The sequence below is a fragment of the Mycolicibacter nonchromogenicus genome (assembly GCF_002101775.1).
Taxonomy (GTDB): domain Bacteria; phylum Actinomycetota; class Actinomycetes; order Mycobacteriales; family Mycobacteriaceae; genus Mycobacterium; species Mycobacterium nonchromogenicum.
In genome coordinates, this window is record NZ_LQPI01000023.1 from 1 (window position 1) to 20,914 (window position 20,914).

At 68.3% G+C, this 20,914-nt stretch carries 19 protein-coding genes; 7 read left to right on the forward strand and 12 right to left on the reverse strand.

All coding sequences use genetic code 11. The features are described from left to right. Positions 1-219 precede the first annotated feature (219 nt). Entirely contained in the window at positions 220-1,614 is a 1,395-nt protein-coding gene (locus AWC18_RS02400; RefSeq protein ID WP_085137421.1) for a cystathionine beta-synthase, read from the reverse strand. A gap of 149 nt (positions 1,615-1,763) precedes the next feature. After that, a complete protein-coding gene (locus AWC18_RS02405; RefSeq protein WP_064999883.1) occupies positions 1,764-2,816 on the reverse strand; it encodes an alpha/beta hydrolase in 1,053 nt (350 codons plus the stop codon). A gap of 181 nt (positions 2,817-2,997) precedes the next feature. On the opposite strand from AWC18_RS02405, the gene AWC18_RS02410 reads away from it, so the two are divergent. Both AWC18_RS02410 and AWC18_RS02415 read left to right on the forward strand, forming a co-directional pair. Continuing rightward, a complete protein-coding gene (locus tag AWC18_RS02410; RefSeq protein ID WP_085137423.1) occupies positions 2,998-3,852 on the forward strand; it encodes an SGNH/GDSL hydrolase family protein in 855 nt (284 codons plus the stop codon). 34 nt (positions 3,853-3,886) lie between these two features. Continuing rightward, positions 3,887-5,104, forward strand: a complete 1,218-nt coding sequence (locus AWC18_RS02415; RefSeq protein ID WP_064999881.1) for an acetyl-CoA C-acetyltransferase — start codon at positions 3,887-3,889, stop codon at positions 5,102-5,104. 568 nt (positions 5,105-5,672) lie between these two features. On the opposite strand, the gene AWC18_RS02420 is transcribed toward AWC18_RS02415, so the two are convergent. Then, entirely contained in the window at positions 5,673-6,524 is an 852-nt protein-coding gene (locus tag AWC18_RS02420) for a Bax inhibitor-1/YccA family protein (protein ID WP_064999880.1), read from the reverse strand. Between the two features lie 158 nt (positions 6,525-6,682). Here AWC18_RS02420 and AWC18_RS02425 point away from each other — a divergent pair, with 158 nt between their 5' ends. Genes AWC18_RS02425 through AWC18_RS02435 form a run of 3 tightly spaced genes read left to right on the forward strand, consistent with a single transcriptional unit; the run spans position 6,683 to position 10,211 of the window. After that, positions 6,683-7,720 carry an enoyl-CoA hydratase/isomerase family protein gene (locus tag AWC18_RS02425; protein ID WP_085137425.1) on the forward strand — a complete coding sequence of 346 codons (1,038 nt, stop codon included), beginning with the start codon at positions 6,683-6,685 and terminating at the stop codon, positions 7,718-7,720. 9 nt (positions 7,721-7,729) lie between these two features. Then, a complete protein-coding gene (locus AWC18_RS02430; protein ID WP_085137427.1) occupies positions 7,730-8,503 on the forward strand; it encodes an enoyl-CoA hydratase in 774 nt (257 codons plus the stop codon). Positions 8,504-8,513: 10 nt separating this feature from the next. Further along, a complete protein-coding gene (locus AWC18_RS02435) occupies positions 8,514-10,211 on the forward strand; it encodes an alpha/beta hydrolase (RefSeq protein WP_085137429.1) in 1,698 nt (565 codons plus the stop codon). Here the strand turns inward: AWC18_RS02435 and AWC18_RS02440 are convergent. Next, positions 10,143-10,619: a rhodanese-like domain-containing protein gene (locus AWC18_RS02440; protein ID WP_085137431.1), complete on the reverse strand. Its 477-nt coding sequence runs from the start codon at positions 10,617-10,619 to the stop codon at positions 10,143-10,145. The two genes, AWC18_RS02435 and AWC18_RS02440, sit on opposite strands and share 69 nt — an antisense overlap. Then, a complete protein-coding gene (locus tag AWC18_RS02445; protein WP_064999875.1) occupies positions 10,616-11,170 on the reverse strand; it encodes a cupin domain-containing protein in 555 nt (184 codons plus the stop codon). Before AWC18_RS02445 ends, AWC18_RS02440 begins: the two co-directional genes overlap by 4 nt. Before the next feature lie 275 nt (positions 11,171-11,445). Between AWC18_RS02445 and AWC18_RS02450 the strand changes: the two genes are divergently transcribed. After that, a complete protein-coding gene (locus tag AWC18_RS02450; RefSeq protein ID WP_085137433.1) occupies positions 11,446-12,597 on the forward strand; it encodes a patatin-like phospholipase family protein in 1,152 nt (383 codons plus the stop codon). 4 nt (positions 12,598-12,601) lie between these two features. Here AWC18_RS02450 and AWC18_RS02455 read toward each other — a convergent pair whose 3' ends face one another. The 6 genes from AWC18_RS02455 to AWC18_RS02480 form a co-directional block, all read right to left on the reverse strand. Then, complete coding sequence (locus AWC18_RS02455) at positions 12,602-13,438, reverse strand: patatin-like phospholipase family protein (RefSeq protein WP_085137611.1); 837 nt, start codon at positions 13,436-13,438, stop codon at positions 12,602-12,604. A gap of 77 nt (positions 13,439-13,515) precedes the next feature. After that, positions 13,516-14,043: an SRPBCC family protein gene (locus AWC18_RS02460; protein WP_064999872.1), complete on the reverse strand. Its 528-nt coding sequence runs from the start codon at positions 14,041-14,043 to the stop codon at positions 13,516-13,518. 16 nt (positions 14,044-14,059) lie between these two features. Next, complete coding sequence (locus tag AWC18_RS02465; protein ID WP_085137435.1) at positions 14,060-15,118, reverse strand: NAD(P)H-dependent amine dehydrogenase family protein; 1,059 nt, start codon at positions 15,116-15,118, stop codon at positions 14,060-14,062. Beyond that, positions 15,118-16,749, reverse strand: a complete 1,632-nt coding sequence (locus AWC18_RS02470; protein ID WP_085137437.1) for a long-chain fatty acid--CoA ligase — start codon at positions 16,747-16,749, stop codon at positions 15,118-15,120. Before AWC18_RS02470 ends, AWC18_RS02465 begins: the two co-directional genes overlap by 1 nt. A 41-nt stretch (positions 16,750-16,790) precedes the next feature. After that, on the reverse strand, positions 16,791-17,828 hold the full coding sequence (locus AWC18_RS02475) for a YncE family protein (RefSeq protein WP_085137439.1): 1,038 nt from the start codon (positions 17,826-17,828) through the stop codon (positions 16,791-16,793). A 467-nt stretch (positions 17,829-18,295) separates the two neighbouring features. After that, positions 18,296-19,684 (reverse strand): NAD(P)/FAD-dependent oxidoreductase, encoded by a 1,389-nt coding sequence (locus tag AWC18_RS02480; protein ID WP_085137441.1) that lies wholly within the window; start codon positions 19,682-19,684, stop codon positions 18,296-18,298. 92 nt (positions 19,685-19,776) lie between these two features. Here AWC18_RS02480 and AWC18_RS02485 point away from each other — a divergent pair, with 92 nt between their 5' ends. Then, positions 19,777-20,493, forward strand: a complete 717-nt coding sequence (locus AWC18_RS02485) for a TetR/AcrR family transcriptional regulator (RefSeq protein ID WP_085137443.1) — start codon at positions 19,777-19,779, stop codon at positions 20,491-20,493. Between the two features lie 12 nt (positions 20,494-20,505). On the opposite strand, the gene AWC18_RS02490 is transcribed toward AWC18_RS02485, so the two are convergent. Next, positions 20,506-20,898, reverse strand: a complete 393-nt coding sequence (locus tag AWC18_RS02490) for a nitroreductase family deazaflavin-dependent oxidoreductase (RefSeq protein ID WP_085137445.1) — start codon at positions 20,896-20,898, stop codon at positions 20,506-20,508. Positions 20,899-20,914 lie beyond the last annotated feature (16 nt).

Below are 20,914 nucleotides of genomic sequence, written 5' to 3' on the forward strand. Positions count from 1 at the left end.
GGCGGCGGGTAGTTACCCGGGGGCGGCGGGTAGTTACCTGCGGGAGGAGGCGGGTAATTGCCGGGAGGAGGCGGCGGGTAATTGCCCTGCGCCGGGAAGTCACCGGACGGGGGTGGGTAGTTGCCCTGCGGGGGCTGCGGGAAGTCAGTCATCTCCACCCTTTCGGGTCGTGGCGGTGAACGGTCCAAACGTTACCGCAGGACAGCGGGTGTCAGCGCCTTATCGGCGGCGTGGCCCGTCGGACAGAAAGCCCAACAGGTCATGGCGAGTGATGACGCCCACAGGTTTGCCATCCTCGACCACCATCACCGCGTCGACCTCGGCCAGGGTGGTGGCGGCGACGCCGACCACCTCACCGGATCCGATCAGCGGTAGCGGCGGCCCCATGTGCTGCGACACCGCGTCGGCGAGCTTCGCGCGGCCCTCGAAGACCGCGGAGAGCAGATCGCGCTCGGACACACTGCCGGCCACCTCGCCGGCCATCACCGGCGGCTCGGCGCCGACGACGGGCATCTGCGACACGCCGTACTCTCGCAGGATCCCGATGGCGTCGCGCAGGGTCTCGGACGGATGGGTGTGCACCAGGTCCGGCAGCACCCCCGACTTGGCCCGCAGCACGTCGCCGACCGTGGGCTGCACCGTCGAACCGTCCAGCCGTGAGCGCAGGAACCCGTAGGACGACATCCACGAGTCGTTGAACAGCTTCGACATATAGCCACGTCCGCCGTCGGGCAGCAGGACGACGACCAGCGAGTCTGGGCCGGCTTTGACGGCGGTCTCCACCGCCGCCACCACGGCCATCCCGCAGGAGCCGCCCACCAGCAGCGCCTCCTCCCGGGCCAGGCGCCGGGTCATATCGAATGAATCCGCATCGGACACCGCGATGATGCCGTCGGGAATGCTCGGGTCGTAGGCCTCCGGCCAGAAGTCCTCGCCGACTCCTTCCACCAGATACGGCCGGCCGGTGCCGCCGGAATAGACCGAACCTTCCGGGTCCGCGCCGATGATCTGCACCCGGCCGTCCGACACCTCTTTGAGATAGCGGCCGGTGCCGGTTATGGTGCCGCCGGTCCCGATCCCGGCGACGAAATGGGTGACCTGGCCGTCGGTGTCGTTCCAGATCTCCGGACCCGTGGTCTCGTAATGGCTCTGGGGGCCGTTGGGGTTGGAGTACTGATCCGGCTTCCAGGCACCCTCGATCTCCTCGACCAGCCGGTTGGAGACGCTGTAGTAGCTGGCCGGGTCGTCCGGCGGCACGGCTGTCGGGCACACCACCACTTCGGCGCCGTAGGCCCGCAACACGTTCTGCTTGTCCTCGCTGACCTTGTCCGGACAGACGAACACGCACTTGTAGCCGCGCCGCTGAGCCACCAGCGCCAGCCCGACACCGGTGTTGCCGGAGGTGGGTTCGACGATGGTGCCGCCGGGTTTGAGTGCTCCGCTGGCCTCGGCCGCGTCGATCATCTTCACCGCGATGCGGTCCTTGGAGCTTCCACCCGGGTTGAGGTACTCGACTTTGGCCACCACCCGGCCGGCGCCAGCGGGCACGATCGAATTCAGCTCGACGAGTGGGGTGTTGCCGATCAGATCACTGATGTGGCTCGCTATCCGCATGCCTGCCATCGTCTCAGGTTATTTGCCCGGGCGGGTCAGCGAGGCTCGACGAAGGAAAGCCGAAGCTGCAACCGCCCCATGAACCCAGCGGGTCAGCGAGGCTCGACGAAGGAAAGCCGAAGCTGCAACCGCCCCATGGAGCCAGCGGGTCAACCGGTCGCTTCCCGGATGTATTCGCCGATCTGGCGCAACGAGCGGGTGGCCTCCGGCACAAACGGAGCGGCGAGCTGGAAGACGTGAATCTGGCCAGGCCACACCCGCAGTTCCACCGGAACACCAGCCGCCGCGAGCACCTTGGCGCCCAGCCGGGCGTCATGAAGCAACGCCTCTGAACCGGAGACGTGAATCAGGGTGCGCGGAAGTCCGGGACGGACATGCTGCAGCGGCTCGACAACTTCCCTGCCGAGGGTGCCATCGGGGCGGGCAGCCGTTTCCACCAGTTCCACCAAGGCGTCAAAAGCCTTGGGCGGGAACATCGCACAGGTGTGGATATTGGGGTGCGCCTTCTTGGCCTCTTTGGCGATCTCCAGTAGCGGCGACATCGCGACGATCGCCGCCGGCACCTCCTCGTCGCCTTCCTCCAACAACCGCTCTGCCAGCGCCAGCGACAGGTAGCCGCCGGCCGAGTCGCCGGCCAGCACGATCTGGTCCGGTTCGTAACCCTGACGGCGCAGCCACCGGTAAGCGTCGTAGCAGTCATCGACCGCGTCGGCGATGGAGTACTTGGGGATCATCCGGTACTCCACCACCAAGACCGGGCTGTCGGCATACTTCGACAGCGTGGTGACGAGCCGGCCGTGGGTGTTGGCCCCGCAGGCCAGAAAGGCCCCGCCATGCATGTAGAGCACGACCCGCCGGGTGCCGTCGGCGGGCAGGACCCCGGCAGCGCGCACCATCTGCGCCTTACAGTGCGGCAATCGGATGGTGGCCCGGATGGTGCCCGGCGCCGGCAGCATCGCCTTGGCGGCGAAGTCGAGCAACCCGAACGGCCACGGCATCCGGGGAAGGTAGCTGCCGACCGAGAGAACCGGCCGGATGGTGGCCCGTGCCGCCAGCCACGCCATCCGTCCCTCGGGGCTGGTCGACTCCTCGGAGACCTCGACGGGCAGTCCGTCGTGACGGCCGTACCGGTAAGGCCGCGAACCCGGATACAGGCGGGGACGCACACGTGACGAGCTGGTAATTGTGTCGGGTGCGGTCATGATGGACACTCCCTCCAGCCGGCCCGGGCCGGCACAGCCAACGCGGTACTCCGTATCGTCACACGCGAAAAATTGAGAAGAAATCTTATGATTCGATCCGATACTGCATCGGGTCCGCTTCGTGACCATATTTGTTTGCTGTGCTCAGGCGACATGGGCGTGCCTTCCCTAAAATCGGGGCATGGGTCTCGGGGCGACGCGACGCTCGGCGGTCACGCTGGCCACTGCGGGCGGGTTCGCGCTCAGCAGCACCGTCTACCTGGGTGTGCGCAACCTCCTGGTGGGCCAAGCCGACCGGGCTCGCCAGACGATCCCGAAGGCTTGGGATCTTCCACCTCGTGCTGACGGTATATACGCGGCCGATGACACCGAAGTTCAGCCTTTTCACCGCGGGGCGAATGTCGATCTGCACCTGATGGTCTTCGGCGACTCCACCGCATGCGGCTACGGCTGTCGTTCCGCGGAAGAGGTTCCCGGCGCGTTGGTCGCCAGAGCACTGGCGGAGCGCACCGGTTTGCGGGTTCGGTTGAGCACCAAGGCAATTGTTGGCGCCACCTCCAAGGGGCTGGCCGGCCAGGTGGACGCGATGTTCGTCGCGGGCCCGCCACCGGACGTGGCGGTGATCATGATCGGGGCCAACGACGTCACCGCGCTGCACAGCATCGCCGACGCCGTGCGGTGTCTGCGTGGAGCGGTGAAGCGTCTGCGCGCCAGCGGCGCGGTGGTGATCGTGGGCACCTGCCCCAAGTTCGGGGCGATCAGCGCGATACCTCGGCCGCTGCGCTGGGTGGCCCACGCGCGGGCGTGCCAGCTGGCCCGCGCGCAGACCACGGCGGTCAAGGCAGCCGGCGGTATCGGCGTCCCCTTCGCCGACTTCCGTGCGCGGGAGTTTCACGACCACCCCGAGCTGCTGTTCGCCTCGGACCAGTACCACCCGTCGGCGGCGGGGTACGCCCTGGCTGCGGGCCAAATGATCCCGGCGCTGTGCGCTGCGCTGGACCGGGCCGATTCCCCCATGGTGGCCTCGTCGGGCTAGATTCGGCTCTATACCCGATTTCAAGGAGCCACAAGTGCCTGAAGCTGTAATCGTCTCAACTGCGCGTTCGCCGATCGGCCGGGCCGGTAAGGGATCCCTGGTCACCATTCGGCCGGACGACCTGGCGGCCCAGATGGTGCGCGCCGCCCTGGACAAGGTGCCGGCGCTGGACCCGCGCGAGATCGACGACCTGATGATGGGCTGCGGCCAGCCTGGCGGCGCCTCCGGCTACAACATCGGGCGCGTGGTCTCGGTGCTGCTCGGCTACGACTTCCTGCCCGGCACCACGGTGAACCGGTACTGCTCGTCGTCGCTGCAGACCACCCGGATGGCGTTCCACGCGATCAAGGCCGGCGAGGGCAACGCCTTCATCTCCGCCGGTGTGGAGACCGTCTCGCAGTTCGGCATCGGTGCTGCCGACGGCGCCCCGAACAGCAAGAACCCGCTGTTCGCCGACGCGCAGGCCCGCTCTGAGGCTGCCGCTGCCGGTGCCACCGAGTGGCACGACCCGCGCGAAGACGGCCTGCTGCCCGACGTCTACATCGCGATGGGCCAGACCGCCGAGAACGTGGTGCTGCACACCGGCATCAGCCGCGAGGACCAGGACCACTGGGGCGTGCGCAGCCAGAACCGTGCCGAGGAAGCCATCAACAGCGGCTTCTTCGCCCGCGAGATCTCCCCGGTCACGCTGCCCGACGGCACCGTGGTGAGCACCGACGACGGTCCGCGCGCCGGCACCACCTACGAGAAGATCAGCCAGCTCAAGCCGGTGTTCCGGCCCGACGGCACGATCACCGCCGGCAACGCCTGCCCGCTCAACGACGGCGCCGCCGCGGTGATCATCACCAGCGACACCAAGGCCAAGGAGCTGGGTCTGAAGCCGCTGGCCCGGATCGTGTCCACCGGGGTGTCGGGCCTGTCGCCGGAGATCATGGGCCTGGGCCCGATCGAGGCCGTCAAGAAGGCGCTGGCGAACGCCAAGCTGTCGATCTCCGACATCGACCTGTTCGAGATCAACGAGGCCTTCGCGGTGCAGGTGCTCGGCTCGGCCCGCGAGCTAGGTATCGACGAGGACAAGCTGAACGTCTCGGGCGGGGCCATCGCCCTGGGCCACCCGTTCGGTATGACCGGCGCCCGGATCACGGCCACCCTGCTGAACAACCTGGCCACCCACGACAAGCAGTTCGGCGTGGAGACCATGTGCGTGGGCGGCGGCCAGGGCATGGCCATGGTGGTCGAGCGGCTCTCCTAGTTTCGTTTCGTCGTTGACTCTGCGCTGACCAGGCGAAAGTTGCCTGGTAGCGCAGAGTCAACGCCGTTCTAGGGCCTTTCGGGCCCGCTCCACCCGGAAAACCACGACACGTCACCGGCGCGTCGCGTCGTCAGATTCCGGCTCGCGGGCGATGGCTGCGCCGCGGCGGCCAGCGGCGGGCCTGGACGGCCCTGGGCGCCGCGGTGGCCTCGGCCCTGCCACTGCCTCCCCCGCCCGCTCCACCCGGAAAACCACGACACGTCACCGGCGCGTCGCGTCGTCAGATTCCGCCTCGCGGACGATGCCTGCCCCGCGGCGGCCAGCGGCAGGCCTGGACGGCCCTGGGCGCCGCGGTGCGCCTCGACCCTGCCGCCGCCTCCCCCACCCGGAAAACCACGACGCGTCACCGGCGCGTCGCGTCGCCAGATTCCGGCTCGCGGGACGGATGCGCGCCGGATGGCGAGAGATGACGGCATGCGGCCGCGAAACCGGCACAAAAAAAAATTGACTCTGCGCGTACCAGGCAAAGTTGCCTGGTCAGCGCAGAGTCAATGTGGAGAGCTCTAGGTCACTCGCTCTGGAAGTAGCTGAGCAGACGCAGGATCTCCAGGTACAGCCACACCAGCGTGACGGTCAGGCCCAGTGCGATGCCCCAGGCCGCCTTCTCCGGCGCGCCGGCGCGGATCAGCTGGTCGGCGGCGTCGAAGTCGATCAGGAAGCTGAAGGCGGCGATACCGATGCAGACCAGCGAGAAGATGATCGACAGGGTCCCGCCACTGCGCAGGCCCAGACCATCACCCCCGCCGACGCCGAACAGCGACAGCACCAGGTTGCCGATCATCAGGGCCAGCACACCGAACATGCCGGCGACGAGCATCCGGGTGAACTTCGGGGTGACCCGAATGGCGCCGGTCTTGTAGACCACCAGCATGCCGCCGAACACACCGAGAGTGCCCATCACGGCCTGGCCGATCATCGAGCCGGCGTTGCCGGTCCCCACCGTGAAGGCCGTCAGCACCCAGGAGATGGCGCCCAGGAACATGCCCTCTAACGCGGCGTAGCTCAGCACCAGGGCCTTGCTGTCCTGCTTGCGGGCGAACATGCCGATCATCACCAGCGCCAGGCCGCCGAACGCGCCGATGAAGGTCAGCGGCCCGGCCAGCGCCTGGTTGGCCGACACCATGAAGAACGAGATGATGGCCGCCACGCTCAGCACGCCGAGCGTGATGCCCGTCTTGGTGACGACGTCATCGATGGTCAGCGGGCGTGTGACCTCCCGCTGCTGGTACTGCGCCAGCGACGGGTCAACGCGGTAGGCCTGGCCCACCTGCTGAGTCGCACCGGACATGCCGGTTCCAAACTGCGCGTAGCCGCCCTGCTTGGGCAACGAACGAAATACCGGGTTGCTGGTCTCCCGCACCGTCCCGATCCTCTCTTGGAGCTGTGAAGCGATGGGTTACGAATACTGAATCAACGTTTCCCGTCCCGCCGGAGTTCCCGGACGGCGTTCGGGCCGCTCTGCCGCCAAACCTTACCCGCGGATAGCTGACCGCGCCTAGGGATCTACATTGCGAAGGCGTGACAGTCGAATCTGACGAGGTCCTGGCCCACGTTGACAACGGGGTCGGCCTGCTGACACTCAACCGGCCGAAGGCGATCAACTCGCTGAACCTTCCCATGGTGACCGCGATGACCGCGGCCCTGTCCACCTGGGCCGACGACCCGGCGGTCACGGCGGTGATCCTCAGCGGGGCCGGCGAGCGCGGCCTGTGCGCGGGCGGCGACGTGGTCGCGATCTATCACAGCGCCAAAGCCGACGGCGCGGATGCGCGCCGCTTCTGGTACGACGAGTACCTGCTCAACGCGCAGATCGGCGGATTCGCCAAACCGTATGTGTCGCTGATGGACGGCATCGTGATGGGCGGCGGCGTCGGAGTCAGCGCGCACGCCAACACCCGGGTGGTCACCGACACCACCAAGATGGCGATGCCCGAGGTCGGCATCGGGTTCATTCCCGATGTCGGCGGCACCTATCTGCTCTCCCGCTCGCCCGGCCGGCTCGGTCTGCACGCGGCCCTGACCGGCGCACCGTTCTCCGGGCCCGACGCCATCGCGCTGGGGTTCGCCGACCACTACGTGCCGCACGCCGCACTGGAGGCCTTCACCGCGGCGATCATCGCCGACGGAGTGGAGCGCGCCCTGGCCGCCCACGCGGTCGAGGCGCCGCCGAGTCAACTTGCCGCGCACCGTGACTGGATCGACGAATGCTACGCACACGACACCGTCGCCGAGATCGTGGACGCGCTGGCCGGCCACGCCAGCCCCGACGCCAACGCCGCCGCCGAGCTGATCGGCACCCGATCCCCGATCGCATGCGCGGTGACGTTGGAGGCGGTGCGCCGGGCGGGCCGGCTCGCCACCCTGGAAGAGGTTCTGATCCAGGAGTACCGGGTGTCGTGCGCGTCGCTGCGCTCGCATGATCTGGTGGAGGGAATCCGCGCCCAGCTGGTCGACAAGGACCGCAATCCGCAGTGGTCCCCGGCGACGCTGGCCGAGGTGAGCGCCGCCGACATCGAAAGCTACTTCGTTCCCGCCGACCCCGACCTGACCTTCTAAGGAGCACTCATGACCTACGAAACCATTCTCGTCGACCGCGACGGCCGCGTCGGCACCATCACGTTGAACCGGCCGCAGGCGCTCAACGCCCTCAACAGTCAGGTGATGAACGAAGTCACCACCGCCGCAGCTGAGTTCGACGCCGACCCCGGCATCGGGGCGATCATCATCACCGGCAACGCGAAGGCGTTCGCCGCCGGCGCGGACATCAAGGAGATGGCCGAGCTCAGTTTCGCCGACGTGTTCGCCGCCGACTTCTTCGCCGCCTGGTCCAAGCTGGCCGCGGTGCGCACCCCGACCATCGCAGCGGTGGCCGGTCACGCCCTGGGCGGCGGCTGCGAACTGGCGATGATGTGCGACGTGCTGATCGCCGCGGACACCGCCAAGTTCGGTCAGCCGGAGATCAAGCTGGGTGTGCTGCCCGGCATGGGCGGCTCCCAGCGCCTGACCCGGGCCATCGGCAAGGCCAAGGCGATGGACCTGATCCTGACCGGTCGCACCATCGACGCCGCCGAAGCCGAGCGGTCCGGCCTGGTGTCCCGGGTGGTGCCCGCCGACGACCTGCTGGCCGAGGCCGGCAAGGTGGCCGCCACCATCGCCGGGATGAGCCTGTCGGCGGCACGGATGGCCAAGGAAGCGGTCAACCGGGCCTTCGAGTCCACCCTGGCCGAAGGGCTGCTCTACGAGCGCCGGCTGTTCCACTCGGCATTCGCCACCGACGACCAGACCGAGGGCATGGCGGCGTTCACCGAAAAGCGCGCACCGAACTTCACCCATCGCTGAGTCGACTCCGATGAGCGCGCCGGCCACCGACACCGCCACCGCGGAATCACTCCCGGAGGCGGCGCGCGACCCCTGGTGGGTCCGGCACTACACCTTCACCGGCACGGTGATGGGCCTGGTGTTTCTGTGGCTGTCGCTGACGCCGTCGCTGCTGCCGCGCGGGCCGCTGTTTCAGGGGTTGGTCAGCGGCGGCTCGGGCGCCATCGGCTATGCCCTGGGCGTGTTCGCCGTCTGGCTGGTGCGCTACATGCGCTCCCAAGACACCAGCCCGCCCGCTCCGCGGTGGGCCTGGCGGGTGCTGATCCCGACCGCGGTCGTCATCCATCTGTGGGTGGTGTGGAACATCCACGGCTGGCAGGACCAGATGCGCGACCTGATGGGTGTGCCGCGGCTGACTTGGTACAACTACCCGCAGGCCGGCGCCATAGCGGTGGTCACGCTGTTCATCCTCGTGGAGATCGGCCAACTGATCCGGTTGGTGTTGCGATTCCTGGTCGGGCAGCTGGAACGTATTGCCCCGCCGCGTGTTTCGGCGGTGGTGGCGGTGGCCCTACTGGTGGCCCTGGCTGTGGCGGTGCTCAACGGTCTGGTGCTCAAGTCGGCCATGCACGCCATGAACAGCACGTTCAGCGCCATCAACGACGAGACCAGTCCCGCCCGGGCGGCCCCGTCCACGCGACTGCGCTCCGGCGGGCCTGAGTCGCTGGCTTCGTGGGAGTCCCTGGGGCATCAGGGCCGGATGTTCGTGGCCGGTGGTCCCACCGTGGCCGAGCTCACCGCATTCAACGGCACACCGGCCACGGAACCGATTCGGGCCTACGCGGGCCTGAATTCCGCCGACGGCATCAAGGCGACCGCGGAACTGGCCGCGGCGGAGCTGGCCCGCACCGGCGGACTGAGCCGCGCGGTGGTGGCCGTGGCGACTACGACGGGCACCGGCTGGATCAATGAGGCGGAGGCCTCGGCCCTGGAGTACATGTTCAACGGCGACACCGCGATCGTGAGCATGCAGTATTCGTTCCTGCCCAGCTGGCTGTCGTTCCTGGTCGACAAGGAGAACGCCCGCCAAGCCGGCCAGGCCCTGTTCGAGGCCGTGGACAAACGGGTGCGGGCGCTGCCGGAGGCGAAGCGTCCCAAACTGGTGGTGTTCGGTGAGAGCCTCGGCTCATTCGGCGGCGAGGCCTCCTTCATGAGCCTCAACAATGTGCTTGCCCGGACCGACGGGGCGTTGTTCTCCGGTCCGACCTTTCAGAACACCATCTGGAACGAGCTGACCATCAACCGCGATCCCGGCTCGCCGCAGTGGTTGCCGATCTACCACGAGGGCCGCGCCGTGCGGTTCGCCGCGCGCCCCGAAGACCTGGCACGTCCCGACACCCCTTGGGGCGCACCGGAAACACCGCGGGTGGTGTACCTGCAGCACGCCTCCGACCCGATCGCGTGGTGGCATCCCGACCTGCTGTACCACAAGCCAGACTGGCTCCGAGAGCCACGCGGCTACGACGTGCTGCCGCAGGTGCGCTGGACCCCGATCGTGACCTTCCTGCAGGTCTCCGCCGACATGGCCGTGGCGATCGATGTGCCTGCCGGCCACGGCCACAGCTACGTCGCCGACGTCGCCGATGCGTGGGCGGCGATCCTACATCCAGCGGCGTGGACCCCGGCGAAGACTGAACGGCTCCGCCCCCTGTTGTACTCCAACGCTTAGCGCGGCGAGTGGGGCCGGCTCCACCAGCTCCCCAACAGCGGCCAGGGCCTGATAGCCGCCGATGACGTCGGTGGCGCGGTGCAGCCCCAAGTCCTGCAGCGCCGCCGCGGCCAGGCTCGAGGTGTAGCCCTGCGAGCACAGGATGATCCACTGCACGTCGTCGTCGACCGCCTGCGGCAGCCGGGCGTCGCTGGTGGGGTCGCAGCGCCACTCCAGCACGTTGCGTTCGATCACAAGCGCTTCCGGCACTTTGCCTTCCGCCGCGCGCTGAGCCTCCGGACGGATGTCGACCAGGTAGGCGCCGTTGCGCAGTGCCTCGGGCACTTCATCTGCGGTCAGCCGGTGCAGCCTGGCCCGAGCCGCTTCGAGCAGTTGATCAATGCGGCTGGGGACCGACGCTGCGGTCATGAGGCCTCCGGGTGCTGGGTGAGTTCGGTGCGCTGCCTACGCAAAGTATGGTCCGGCGCGACGTCGTAGTAGGTCATTTCCACCAGGGGCGGCGAGTACGCGTGCACGCTCAGCGTCGGTACCGTCGCCTCGACCGGCTCAGGCCCACTGGCCGGGGGCGCCCAGACGACGTCGTGCACCCAGCCCCTGGTGAACGCGGCCTGGTCTCCAGCGTCCAACCGTCGTCGCGTCAGTTCGCGTCCATTCCAATGGAACTCATCCAAAGCGCCGGACAGCACGGTCAGCGCGCCCAGCGAGTCGCCGTGGTCGTGCAGTTCGGTCGGGTGCCCCGGCGCCCAGCTGATCAACCAGATGTCGAGCCGTTCGTCACCGTGGATGCGGGCGAACCAGCGCTGGTCCTCGGGCAGCCCCGATGCGGGCAGCAGGTGGTTGTAGCGGCCCTGCAGCACCGCGTCGGCGGCCAGATCGGTGGTTTGGAGCAGGTCGGGAAGGCGCAGCGGGCGCGGCCGAACTCCGGGGCGCGGCAAGGCGATGGGATCGGCGAAAACCATGGTCAGGACTCCAAGATGGATGGGGCGGATTCACGAAGGGGGGCGGCAGCAGTCAGCTGCGGCAACAACAACCCTGGAATCCGACGCGCTCCATCACAGCGGCCATGCTATGCGGGTAGCCGTGCCGGACGCAGCGACGCAGCACTCCCGAGGCGGGATCTGAGCCCCTCCCCACACCGAAATACCCGTGATGAGCTGCACTTTTCCAACAAGCTAACGGTTGTAATCGCAATGACGGAAAGAACTGACGCGGTATGGACCGCACAATGGTGACTATGACCCCTGCTGCCGAGACCCGCGCACCCCGGGCACCCCGGGTGGCATTGGTGCTGGGAAGTGGTGGCGCGCGCGGCTATGCCCATATCGGGGTGATCGGCGAGCTGCACGACCGCGGCTACGACATCGTGGGGATCTCCGGATCTTCGATGGGTGCACTGGTGGGTGGGCTGGAGGCCGCCGGCCGACTCGATGCCTTCGCCGAGTGGGCCAAGTCGCTGACCCAGGGCGCGGTGCTGCGCCTACTGGATCCGTCCTTCACCGCAGCGGGGGTGCTGCGGGCGGAGAAGATTCTCGATGTCGTCCGGGACATCGTGGGCGATATCGACATCGAAGAATTGCCGACTCCCTATACCGCTGTGGCGACCGATCTGATCGCGGGCCGCACGGTGTGGCTGCAGCGCGGTCCGCTTCACACCGCTATCCGGGCGTCGATCGCCATTCCCGGCGTGATCGCTCCGCACGTGGTCGACGGACGATTGCTCGCCGACGGCGGCATCCTCGACCCGCTGCCGATGGCGCCGTTGAGCGCCGTCAACGCCGACCTGACCCTGGCGGTGAGCCTCAGCGGCGGAGACTCGACCACTGCCGGCCCGGCCGCCCAAGATTCCGAGCGCGGCGTGCCCGCCGGCCGGTTGAATCGCATGTGGCGCAGCACCTCTGCGCTGCTCGACACCAGCGGGGCGCGGTCTCTGCTGGACCGGCCGACGGCGCGGGCGATCCTGGATCGGTTCAGCAGCGGCGAGTCTGAGCCCGGCGGTTCAGCGAGCCTCGACGAAGGAGAGGCGAAACTGGGACCGCCGCATGAGCGCAGCGGTTCAGCGAGTCTCGACGAAGGAGAGGCGAAGCTGGGACCGTCGCATGAACCCGGCGGTTCAGCGAGTCTCGACGAGTCGCATAAACCCGGCGAGGACGAGGAATCCACGTCCGGGGTGGTGCCCAAGCTCGGCAGCTTCGAGGTGATGAACCGAACCATCGATATCGCCCAGGCAGCGCTGGCCCGCCATCAGCTGGCGTCGCACCCGCCCGATCTGCTGATCGAAGTGCCGCGCGTCGCCTGCCGCAGTCTGGACTTCCACCGCGCCGCGGAACTGGTCGACGTGGGCCGCGAACTCGCCGCCCGCGCTCTGGACGCCGCGAAAACTCCGTAGCGCCCTAGCCGTCAGCCAAGAACTCGGCGACAGCACCGGCCTGGCGTCGGCCCTGCTCGCGGCCGGCCTGCGCCGACGGCACCCGGCACGCCGGGTCCAGTGGATTGCCACCGAAGGCGCGCAGCGCGTCGTCATCGGCCAGCACCGCGCACACCCGGCCACCGAACGCCGCGATCTCCCCGTCGACGCCGCCACCGGTGGGTACCAGCAGCACGGCCTGGTCGCAGTCGGCGGCCACGTCGAGGTTGACGGTGCTGCGCACCCCACCGTCCATGTAGCGGTGCGCGCCGATCACCACCGGGGGCCAGGCGCCCGGCACCGCACAACTGGCCGCCACGGCGTCGACGAGCTCCACCCCCGAGTCGCGGTCGAAGACCGTCAGCTCCCCGGTGTCGATGTCGATGGCGGTGATCCGCAACGTGCGATCCGGCCACTCGTGTGACGGCAGACGATCAGCGATGATGCCCCGCCGCACCGGTGCGGCAATGGTCTGCGCCGCCAGTGCCACCGCGCCGATGCCCTGCAGCTTCTGCTCGGTGGTGGTGTTGGGTTTGGTGATCGCCGCCACGAACAGTTCGTTCAGCTCGTCGGCGCCGACACCGGGATCGATCTCCGAGCAGGCCGGCCCGACCTGGCGGGCGAACAACTCCTCAAGGGTCAGCCCGCTGCCGATCTGGGCAGCCACCGTCGATCCCGCCGAGGTGCCCACCAGCACCGCGGATTCGAGCAGTTCTCTTGCAGTGTCGGGTGATTCGTCGGCAATGCCGCACAGCACGCCGGTCTCCCAGGCGATGCCCGCCACCCCGCCGCCACCGAGCACCAGGGCGCGCTTGACTGTCATTTCCATCCTTTCCAAGGGGTGCTGGGCGTGGCGGTCAGGGTTTCCCGGCGCAGTTGCCGGGCAGGAGCATTGGGGCGTCAGCTCGCCAACAGCTCGGCCAGTCGCTCCAACGCCCGACGCGCGTAGCCCTTCCACAGCCGGCCGAACACCGGCAGCACCGGCGCGGCCACCCTGAACCGCGGGTGGATCACCCAACTCCAGGTGACCGTGGTGCCCGTCCCGGCAGGGGCGAACTGCCAACGGCCCTCGACGTAGGCCACCAGCGGCGCCAGCGGGCCGGTGATTTCGGTGAGCCGGTAGGCGAACTGCCGGGGCGGGTCGACCTCGGTCAACTCTTCGCGCATGCTGCCGCCGCCGGTCAGCACGACGGTGCGGGTCTGCCCGACGCTCGCCCATTCAACGCCGGGCTGATGCGGTGGTCCCAGCTTCCCCTCTCCTTCGTCGAGGCTCGCTGAACCACCGGCCTGCCCCCGGACCGCTTTGATCGGCGGGATCGGCCCATACCAGCGGCGGAACAACTCCGGCAGCGGCAATACCAGGGTTCGGGCGAAGGCGTCAGCGACGGTCGCGGGAACCGTGCGGGACTGTTGAACAACCAGGGCCATCAGCCGAGGGTAGCGCTCAGCGCGCCAGGTGCGGAGCGGCCCGGCCGGTGATGGGCGGCAGGTCGAAGAACCCGGCGATTCCCGGCGCGGCCGCGCAGGTCGCCGGGATGGTGTTGACGCAGTGCGCCGCGGTTGCCACCACGCCGGGGTTGCTGATCAGGCCTTCTTCGACGCTCTCGGGCTGCCAGCCCTTGACGGTGACGAACGTGTCGGGATTGCCCCGCACCTCCATCTCGTAACGCTCCCCCGCCGGACCGAAAGTCCATGGCGGATCGAGGTTCTCCTCGCCCATCAACCAGTTGACGGTGACCCGGACCACCACCTCGTCACCGACGGTGGCCTCCCAGTGGAACCGCCGTCCCGCCACCTGGCCGGGTTCGATCGAACCGATCGGCGAGGCGATCGGCGCGGTGGCCACCGCGACCTCCTGTGAGGAACGAATCTGCTCGTCGGCTGCGAACCCCAGCCGGTCTACGCACAACCGCACCGATTGGCGGAATCCACCGTCGAGCAGCTTCTGCATCGGCCCGCTCAGCGCCTTGTCCGGGGTGCCGCCGAAGCCCATCACGTGGCGCACCACGTCTGGGGCGTCATAGGTCCGCAGGTCCGAATACTCTTCGCCGCGAACGAAGGTCACGCCGGTGGACATCACCGACAGCAGCAGCGGGAACAACTCGGTCGCCGCACCCGGGCCGATGCCGGCACCGTGCAGGGTCACGCCGCCCTCGCGCGCCGCGCCTTCCAGCGGGCCCGCCTCCTTCTCGGTCGGGTAGAACCAGCCGACCGGGGTGACGACGTTCTTGCCGGAGCGCAGCAGTGCCGCGACCTCATCGCGATTGGGCAGCAGCGGTGCGTAGATCACCGCGTCGGCGTCCAGAGCCAAAATCTCGTCGACGCTGTCGGTGGCCGTCACCCCCACCGGCCCGGTGCCGATGATCTCTCCGACATCCTTGCCGCTCTTGGACTTCGAGTGGACCCAGCAACCGACGAGTTCCAGCTCGGGATGCTCGAGCACGCCCTTGATCGCGGCGACTCCCACTCCTCCGGTGGCCCATTGAATGACACGCAGGCTCATCAGTGGTGCACCTCACTCACCTGGTATTGGCCCTCGGCGTACCGGGCACGGATGGTCTTCTTGTCGTACTTGCCGACGCTGGTGCGCGGAATCGCCTCGACGAAGGTCCAGCGCTCCGGCAGCCACCAGCGGGCGACCTTGTCGGACAGGAAGGCTCGCAGTTCGGCTCCGCTGACCGTGGCGCCGGGGCGAGCCACCACGACGGCCAGCGGCCGCTCCTGCCAGCGCTCGTCGGGCACCCCCACCACCGCGGCCTCGACGACGTCGGGGTGGGCGATCAGGTCGTTCTCCAGTTCCACCGAGGAGATCCACTCCCCGCCGGACTTGATCACGTCCTTGGCCCGGTCGGTCAGCGTGATGAAGCCCTGCGCGTCGATACGGCCGACGTCGCCGGTGCGCAGCCAGCCCGAGGAGAACTTGGACTCGTCCTGGCCGCGGTAGTAGGCGCCGGTGATCCACGCACCGCGCACCTCCAGCTCGCCGACCGCCTCGCCGTCGTTGGGCAACACGTTGTCTTCGTCGTCGACGATGCGGGCCTCGACCCCGCACACCGGCCGGCCCTGGGTGCCGCGCAGCGCCCAGTGCTGCTCGGGCGGGGTGCCCGGCGGCGGCCAGGCCATGGTGGCCATCGGCGAGGTCTCGGTCATGCCCCACAGCTGCCGGACCTGCACGTCGTGGCGCTGCTCGAAGGCCTGCATCAGCGACACCGGCACTGCCGACCCACCGCAGGCCGCCAGCCGCAACGACGAAATGTCGTGGCCGGGTTCACGTTCCAGGTAGTGCAGGATGTCGTTCCAGATGGTCGGCACGGCACCGGCTACGGTGGCCCGCTGCGATTCGATGAGGGCGACCAGCGACTTGGCGTCCAGATGACGGTCGGGCATCGCCAGATCTGCACCGGCCATCAGCGCCGAATACGGCAGTCCCCATGCGTTGGCGTGAAACATCGGCACGATCGGCAGCACGCAGTCGATCGCGCCGATGCCGGTGCCGTTGGTGGAGCATCCCGCCATGCTGTGCAGGTAGCTGGACCGGTGGCTGTACACCACACCCTTGGGGTTGCCGGTGGTGCCGCTGGTGTAGCACATGGCGGCTGCCGAGTTCTCGTCGATGACCGGCCAGTCGAATTCGTCGGACTCGGCGGCCAGCAGGTCGGCGTAGCCCACCACGGTCTTGCCGGCGGCCTCCAACGCTGCGACGTCGCCGTCCCCGACCAGGATCACGGTGTGCACGGTCTCCAGCTGCGCCAGCACCGGTGCCAGCAGCGGCACCAGCGACGCGTCGACCAGGATCACCTGGTCCTGCGCCTCATTGGCGACGAAGACGATCTGCTCGGCGAACAGCCGGATGTTGAGCGTGTGCAGCACCGCACCCATCGCCGGAACCGCCAGGTAGGCAGCCAGGTGTTCGGTGTTGTTCCACATGAAGGTGGCTACCCGCTGATCGCCGGTGATGCCGACGCGGCGCAGGGCGTTCGCCAGCCGGGCTGCCTGCCCTCCGAGTTCGCGATAGGTGGTGACCCGATATCCGTCGTCGGCCATGGTCGTGACGGTGCGATCGCCGTGGATGGTCGTGACGTGGTTCAAGATGGCACCGACCGTCAGCGGCCAGTGCTGCATGGTGCTCTGCATCGGCCTATTCGATCACGCCACCACGCCGAACGTGGCGTGGGTTACAACGCGGGCGTGAGTTGCAGCATGCGGGTGACGGCGTCGTCGAGTTCCAGCTGCTCGTGCAGCAACGCCGACGGCGCAGGCAGGCCCGCGAGCGACGCGATGGTCACCTTGCCGTCGAACCCGGCGATGTAGAGAAGGCTGCCGTCCGGGCTCTCCGCGGCGCAGGACGGCGCAGCGATGCCGGTCAGCGTGCCGAGCGGCTCGTTGGTGCGCGCACACAGAACCACAACAGCGCCGTCGGTCACCAGGTAAACCCGCTGACCGTCACGTCCGGCGATCAGCTGGATCAGCTGGGCCTCCAGGACGCGGGTGGCGTTCACGGCGTGGGTGCCAACGTCGACGAGGTGGACCCGGCTGCGGCCGTCGGAACCCACGGTCGCCACGTGCAGGCGGGCGCCGTCGGGGCTGACCGCGACGTCGATGATGCCGGCGCCGACCCTGATGGTGTCGACGATGTTCAGGTCGCGGTCCAGCACCGTGACGATGTCACCGGTGGGCTGGCGAACAGCCGCGTACAGCCGCCGCCCGTCCGCGCTGATCCGCAGGCCGGCCGCTGCCGCCCCGGGGTGCCCGGAAACCACGGCGGACGCGGCGGGACGCATGGCCGCGTCGAGCGCGAGGACGTCCACGCCGGCCGAGCCGGTACGGGTGAGGTAGACGCGGCTGCTGGTCGGGTCGGCGACCAGGTCGCCGATGTCCATGGCCACCGGGTAGCACCCGGCGACCTGGGCGGTGTCGACATCGATGGCCAGCACGGCGTCGAGAGCGTTCGATCCGGCCGTGACGTAGGCAAAGCCGCTGCCGGCGGGGCCGGCGGCGATCGCGAACGGCTCGTCGGCCTGGAAGACGGTGCTCACGATTTTGCGGCTGACGGTGTCGATGATCGAGACGGTGTCGTCGCCGTAATTGGTGGCCAGCAGGCGCAGGCCGTCCGCGGTGACGGCAAGACCACCGATCGGGCCACGATCGAGTTTCACGGTGTTCGCGACGCGGGCACCAGAGTTGGCCAATCGATAAGCCGGCACGTCGTCCACATCGCTCCTATCAACCACTGTTTGCATCGCTTCGCCCGTCTCGTCCCTGCCCTCGCACCCCCACGACTGCCGCTGCGCGGCCCGGTCGAGACCGGCGTGGGAGAGACGGCATCTGGTCGAGCGTACCGGTAAATTCAGCGTTACTGAAAAACGAGTTGATTATTGTGACGGAGGTCGCAGACTAATCTCCATCGCCCAAGGTCACACTGCCCGAAACCACCAGATCGAGGCTCGACAGCAACCGGTTTGATTAGCTTTGACCAGCTATTTTTCTGGCGTTGGACAACTTGTGATGTGCGCTGCTAGTTACTTTGAATTAAAAATTAAGTGCTCTCACCAGGAAATTCCGCGCTTTTTGCGCAGCGCCCTTGCAAATGTCCCGGTCTGCGGGTAAAAGCGCCCTGCCCCGGCGCGCGACCACGCATGCGGTCGGCCACGTGCAGAACCCCGCGCCGCCTGCCCGTGCGCTAAATCTCCACCGTCTCGCGGTCGCTGGACGACGTGGGCGTCATCGGCAGCCGCGCCGAGCGTTCGCGCCTGCGGGCGAACCGTCGCCGCTCGGCGATGCGCTCGGCTTCGCGGCGTAGGTCGCGCCGCAGGGTGGCCCACAATTCGTGGTTGTCGACACCCGGATCGCGGGCAGCCGCGGCGGTCCAGCGCACCACGTTGGTGGGCGAGAAGACCTGCTGGGGCGAGACTATGCGATTGAAGACATCGGCGACCCGAGTGAATCCGTCCGGTCGGCCGGCGAACCATCGGTAGGCGGCGAACTCGATCGGCGAGACGGTGTCGTTGCGGCCGAGCGAGTTCGCCCATTGGTACATGGCCAGGCACTGCGCGTCGCGGTCGAGCTCCCATCGCCTCAGCGCCCGGTCGAGTTTGTCGGGCTCGTCCAGCCAGGGGGCGGCGGCCTCGCCCAGCAGCCGCCCGAAGCGCAGTGCATCCCGAATGCCTTGGGCGGTAACCGGATCCTTGAAGTGCCCGGCGTCGCCGGCCAGCGCCCATCCGGGCCCGTGCGAGTGCCGGAAGTACGACGGATGGTGGTAGGAGACGAAGACATTGCTGACCTGAGTGCAGCCGCTGAGCCGCTCGGCGTACGGCGCAATGCGTTCGACGGTCGCCGCGAAAGCGGCCGACCGGTCCGCGCGGTACTCGTCAGCGCGCCGCATCGACGGCATCTGCAGCGCCACCAGCTGACCACCGTCGCACGGGAAGATCGTCACGAGGTCGTCGTCGTAGCGCCACTGCATGGCCAGGTGGCGGCTCTCGGCGTGGGCGTCCTCGTAGTAGGCGTAGGCCATCATCCGCTGGTTGTCCCAGCTGTGGTGTGCCCGGGTGCCGACCAGGCGCGCGACCGTGGACCGTCGCCCATCGGCCCCGATGACCAGCTTCGCGCGGATCTCACCCGTCGCACCGTCGCGCTGCCGATAGCGCACCCCGCAGACGCGCCCGGCCTCGTCGCGCACCAGTTCGGTCACCCGGACGTGTTCTCGAACGTCGGCGCCGGCGGCCCTGGCGGTCTCCACCAGGGCGAGGTCGAATCCCGGACGGCGGATGCATGCACCCGCGGCAAAGCCCTCATAGGTGCTCGACGGTCCGATGGTCTCGACGCCCGGAGCGCCGAGTCCGGCGTGCGTGTGCAGTGGTGCTCCGAGTTCGAGCACCCTGTCGGTGGCACCGATGCGCTCCACCTCGGCCCAGTGGTGGGTGAACAGCAGGTGCGTCGACAGGGTGTCAGACGGAAAGGCGGCGCTGTCGAGCGCGACAACCGAGCGGCCCCGGCGGGCGAGTGCGACGGCAGCAGCAGATCCGGCGCAGCGGCTGCCGACGATGACCACGTCTGTGTGTTCAGGCATAGCGAGATAGTTCCAGCTCGACAAGGATTTTGTAAGTGTTTTCAGTTAATGAACGTGATTATAAAATTGGCCCGGTGGCCTATCCTGGATCGATGTCCGCCGAGCCGCCTGCGCCGCCCACGCGACCCGGTGCGGCCCGCGCTGACCGGCGCCGAGCCCGCACCCGAGGCGCGATCCTCGACGCCGCCGAAGCGGTGTTCGGCCGCGCCGGCTACAGCGGCGCCCGGATCGAGGAGATCGCCGAGCTGGCCGACGTGTCCGTGGGCTCCATCTACGGCCACTTCGAAGGCAAACGCGGACTGTATCTACAGCTTGTCGACCGCGCGCTCGAGCTGTTCACCGAATACATGGCCCGCAGCGAGAATCCCGCACTGAGCCCACTGCAGCGGGTGCTGGCCGGCGGCGACGCCTACCTGCGCTTCCACCTCGACCATCCCGGAGCCTTCCACTTCCTGGCCTATCGCAGCCCGGGGGCAGAGCCATTGTCCGGAGACAAGGACACCGAGGCCCGCATCCGCGACCGGGTCGGCCGCCTCCTGGGTAATTTCGCCGCGCAGATCGACAACGCGATCGCCGCGGGCGAAGCCCGGCCGGTCGACTCGCTGCGGCTGACGCACTTCCTGTGGGGCGCCTGGAACGGCGTGATCGCGCTGCGGCAGCAGCCCGACGGCCTGCGCATCACCGATGACGAGATCGCCCAGACCCTCGAGCTCGCCCGCTGGCTGCTGCGCGAAGGGCTGGCCGCGCCGGCACTTCGCGACGCCCATGGCGAAGTGGGCGATCGGGTACCGCTGCCCTACGTCACTTAGACACTGCGGAGGTCAGTCCGCCGAGCCCACATCCACCAACAGGGCCGCCTCGTTGTAGGGAAACAATCGATAGAGCAGCCGAGAACGCGGTACGACAGCGGCCTCGGCCTCGGCCTTGCTGACCACCCGCGGGTTGACCAGCTCGACAGACCGTCCACGCGTACGCAGCACCGTCGGCCCACCGGCCAGCACGTTCTTCAGCCAGTCCGTCTGTGGGCCATACCCGACAAGGATGGCGTAGCCATCGTGAGTCTTGAAGACCCGCAGGGGCGTTCGGTATCGCTTACCCGACTTCCGCCCGACGTGCTCCAGGGTCCCGAGGCTGGGAAGCCACTGCGTGATCGCGCGAGCCGCCGGATTGGTGACTCGCTTGTTGAACTCCGCGATTCGGCGAGGCATACGCATGCTCGAAGTTTAGGTA

Bases quoted from the DNA above. Each gene is read 5' to 3' on its own strand.
- AWC18_RS02400 (WP_085137421.1), bottom strand. From the start codon at position 1,614: ATGCGGATAGCGAGCCACATCAGTGATCTGATCGGCAACACCCCACTC.
- AWC18_RS02405 (WP_064999883.1), bottom strand. From the start codon at position 2,816: ATGACCGCACCCGACACAATTACCAGCTCGTCACGTGTGCGTCCCCGC.
- AWC18_RS02410 (WP_085137423.1), top strand. From the start codon at position 2,998: ATGGGTCTCGGGGCGACGCGACGCTCGGCGGTCACGCTGGCCACTGCG.
- AWC18_RS02430 (WP_085137427.1), top strand. From the start codon at position 7,730: ATGACCTACGAAACCATTCTCGTCGACCGCGACGGCCGCGTCGGCACC.
- AWC18_RS02435 (WP_085137429.1), top strand. From the start codon at position 8,514: ATGAGCGCGCCGGCCACCGACACCGCCACCGCGGAATCACTCCCGGAG.
- AWC18_RS02440 (WP_085137431.1), bottom strand. From the start codon at position 10,619: ATGACCGCAGCGTCGGTCCCCAGCCGCATTGATCAACTGCTCGAAGCG.
- AWC18_RS02445 (WP_064999875.1), bottom strand. From the start codon at position 11,170: ATGGTTTTCGCCGATCCCATCGCCTTGCCGCGCCCCGGAGTTCGGCCG.
- AWC18_RS02450 (WP_085137433.1), top strand. From the start codon at position 11,446: ATGACCCCTGCTGCCGAGACCCGCGCACCCCGGGCACCCCGGGTGGCA.
- AWC18_RS02455 (WP_085137611.1), bottom strand. From the start codon at position 13,438: ATGACAGTCAAGCGCGCCCTGGTGCTCGGTGGCGGCGGGGTGGCGGGC.
- AWC18_RS02460 (WP_064999872.1), bottom strand. From the start codon at position 14,043: ATGGCCCTGGTTGTTCAACAGTCCCGCACGGTTCCCGCGACCGTCGCT.
- AWC18_RS02465 (WP_085137435.1), bottom strand. From the start codon at position 15,118: ATGAGCCTGCGTGTCATTCAATGGGCCACCGGAGGAGTGGGAGTCGCC.
- AWC18_RS02470 (WP_085137437.1), bottom strand. From the start codon at position 16,749: ATGCAGAGCACCATGCAGCACTGGCCGCTGACGGTCGGTGCCATCTTG.
- AWC18_RS02480 (WP_085137441.1), bottom strand. From the start codon at position 19,684: ATGCCTGAACACACAGACGTGGTCATCGTCGGCAGCCGCTGCGCCGGA.
- AWC18_RS02485 (WP_085137443.1), top strand. From the start codon at position 19,777: ATGTCCGCCGAGCCGCCTGCGCCGCCCACGCGACCCGGTGCGGCCCGC.
- AWC18_RS02490 (WP_085137445.1), bottom strand. From the start codon at position 20,898: ATGCGTATGCCTCGCCGAATCGCGGAGTTCAACAAGCGAGTCACCAAT.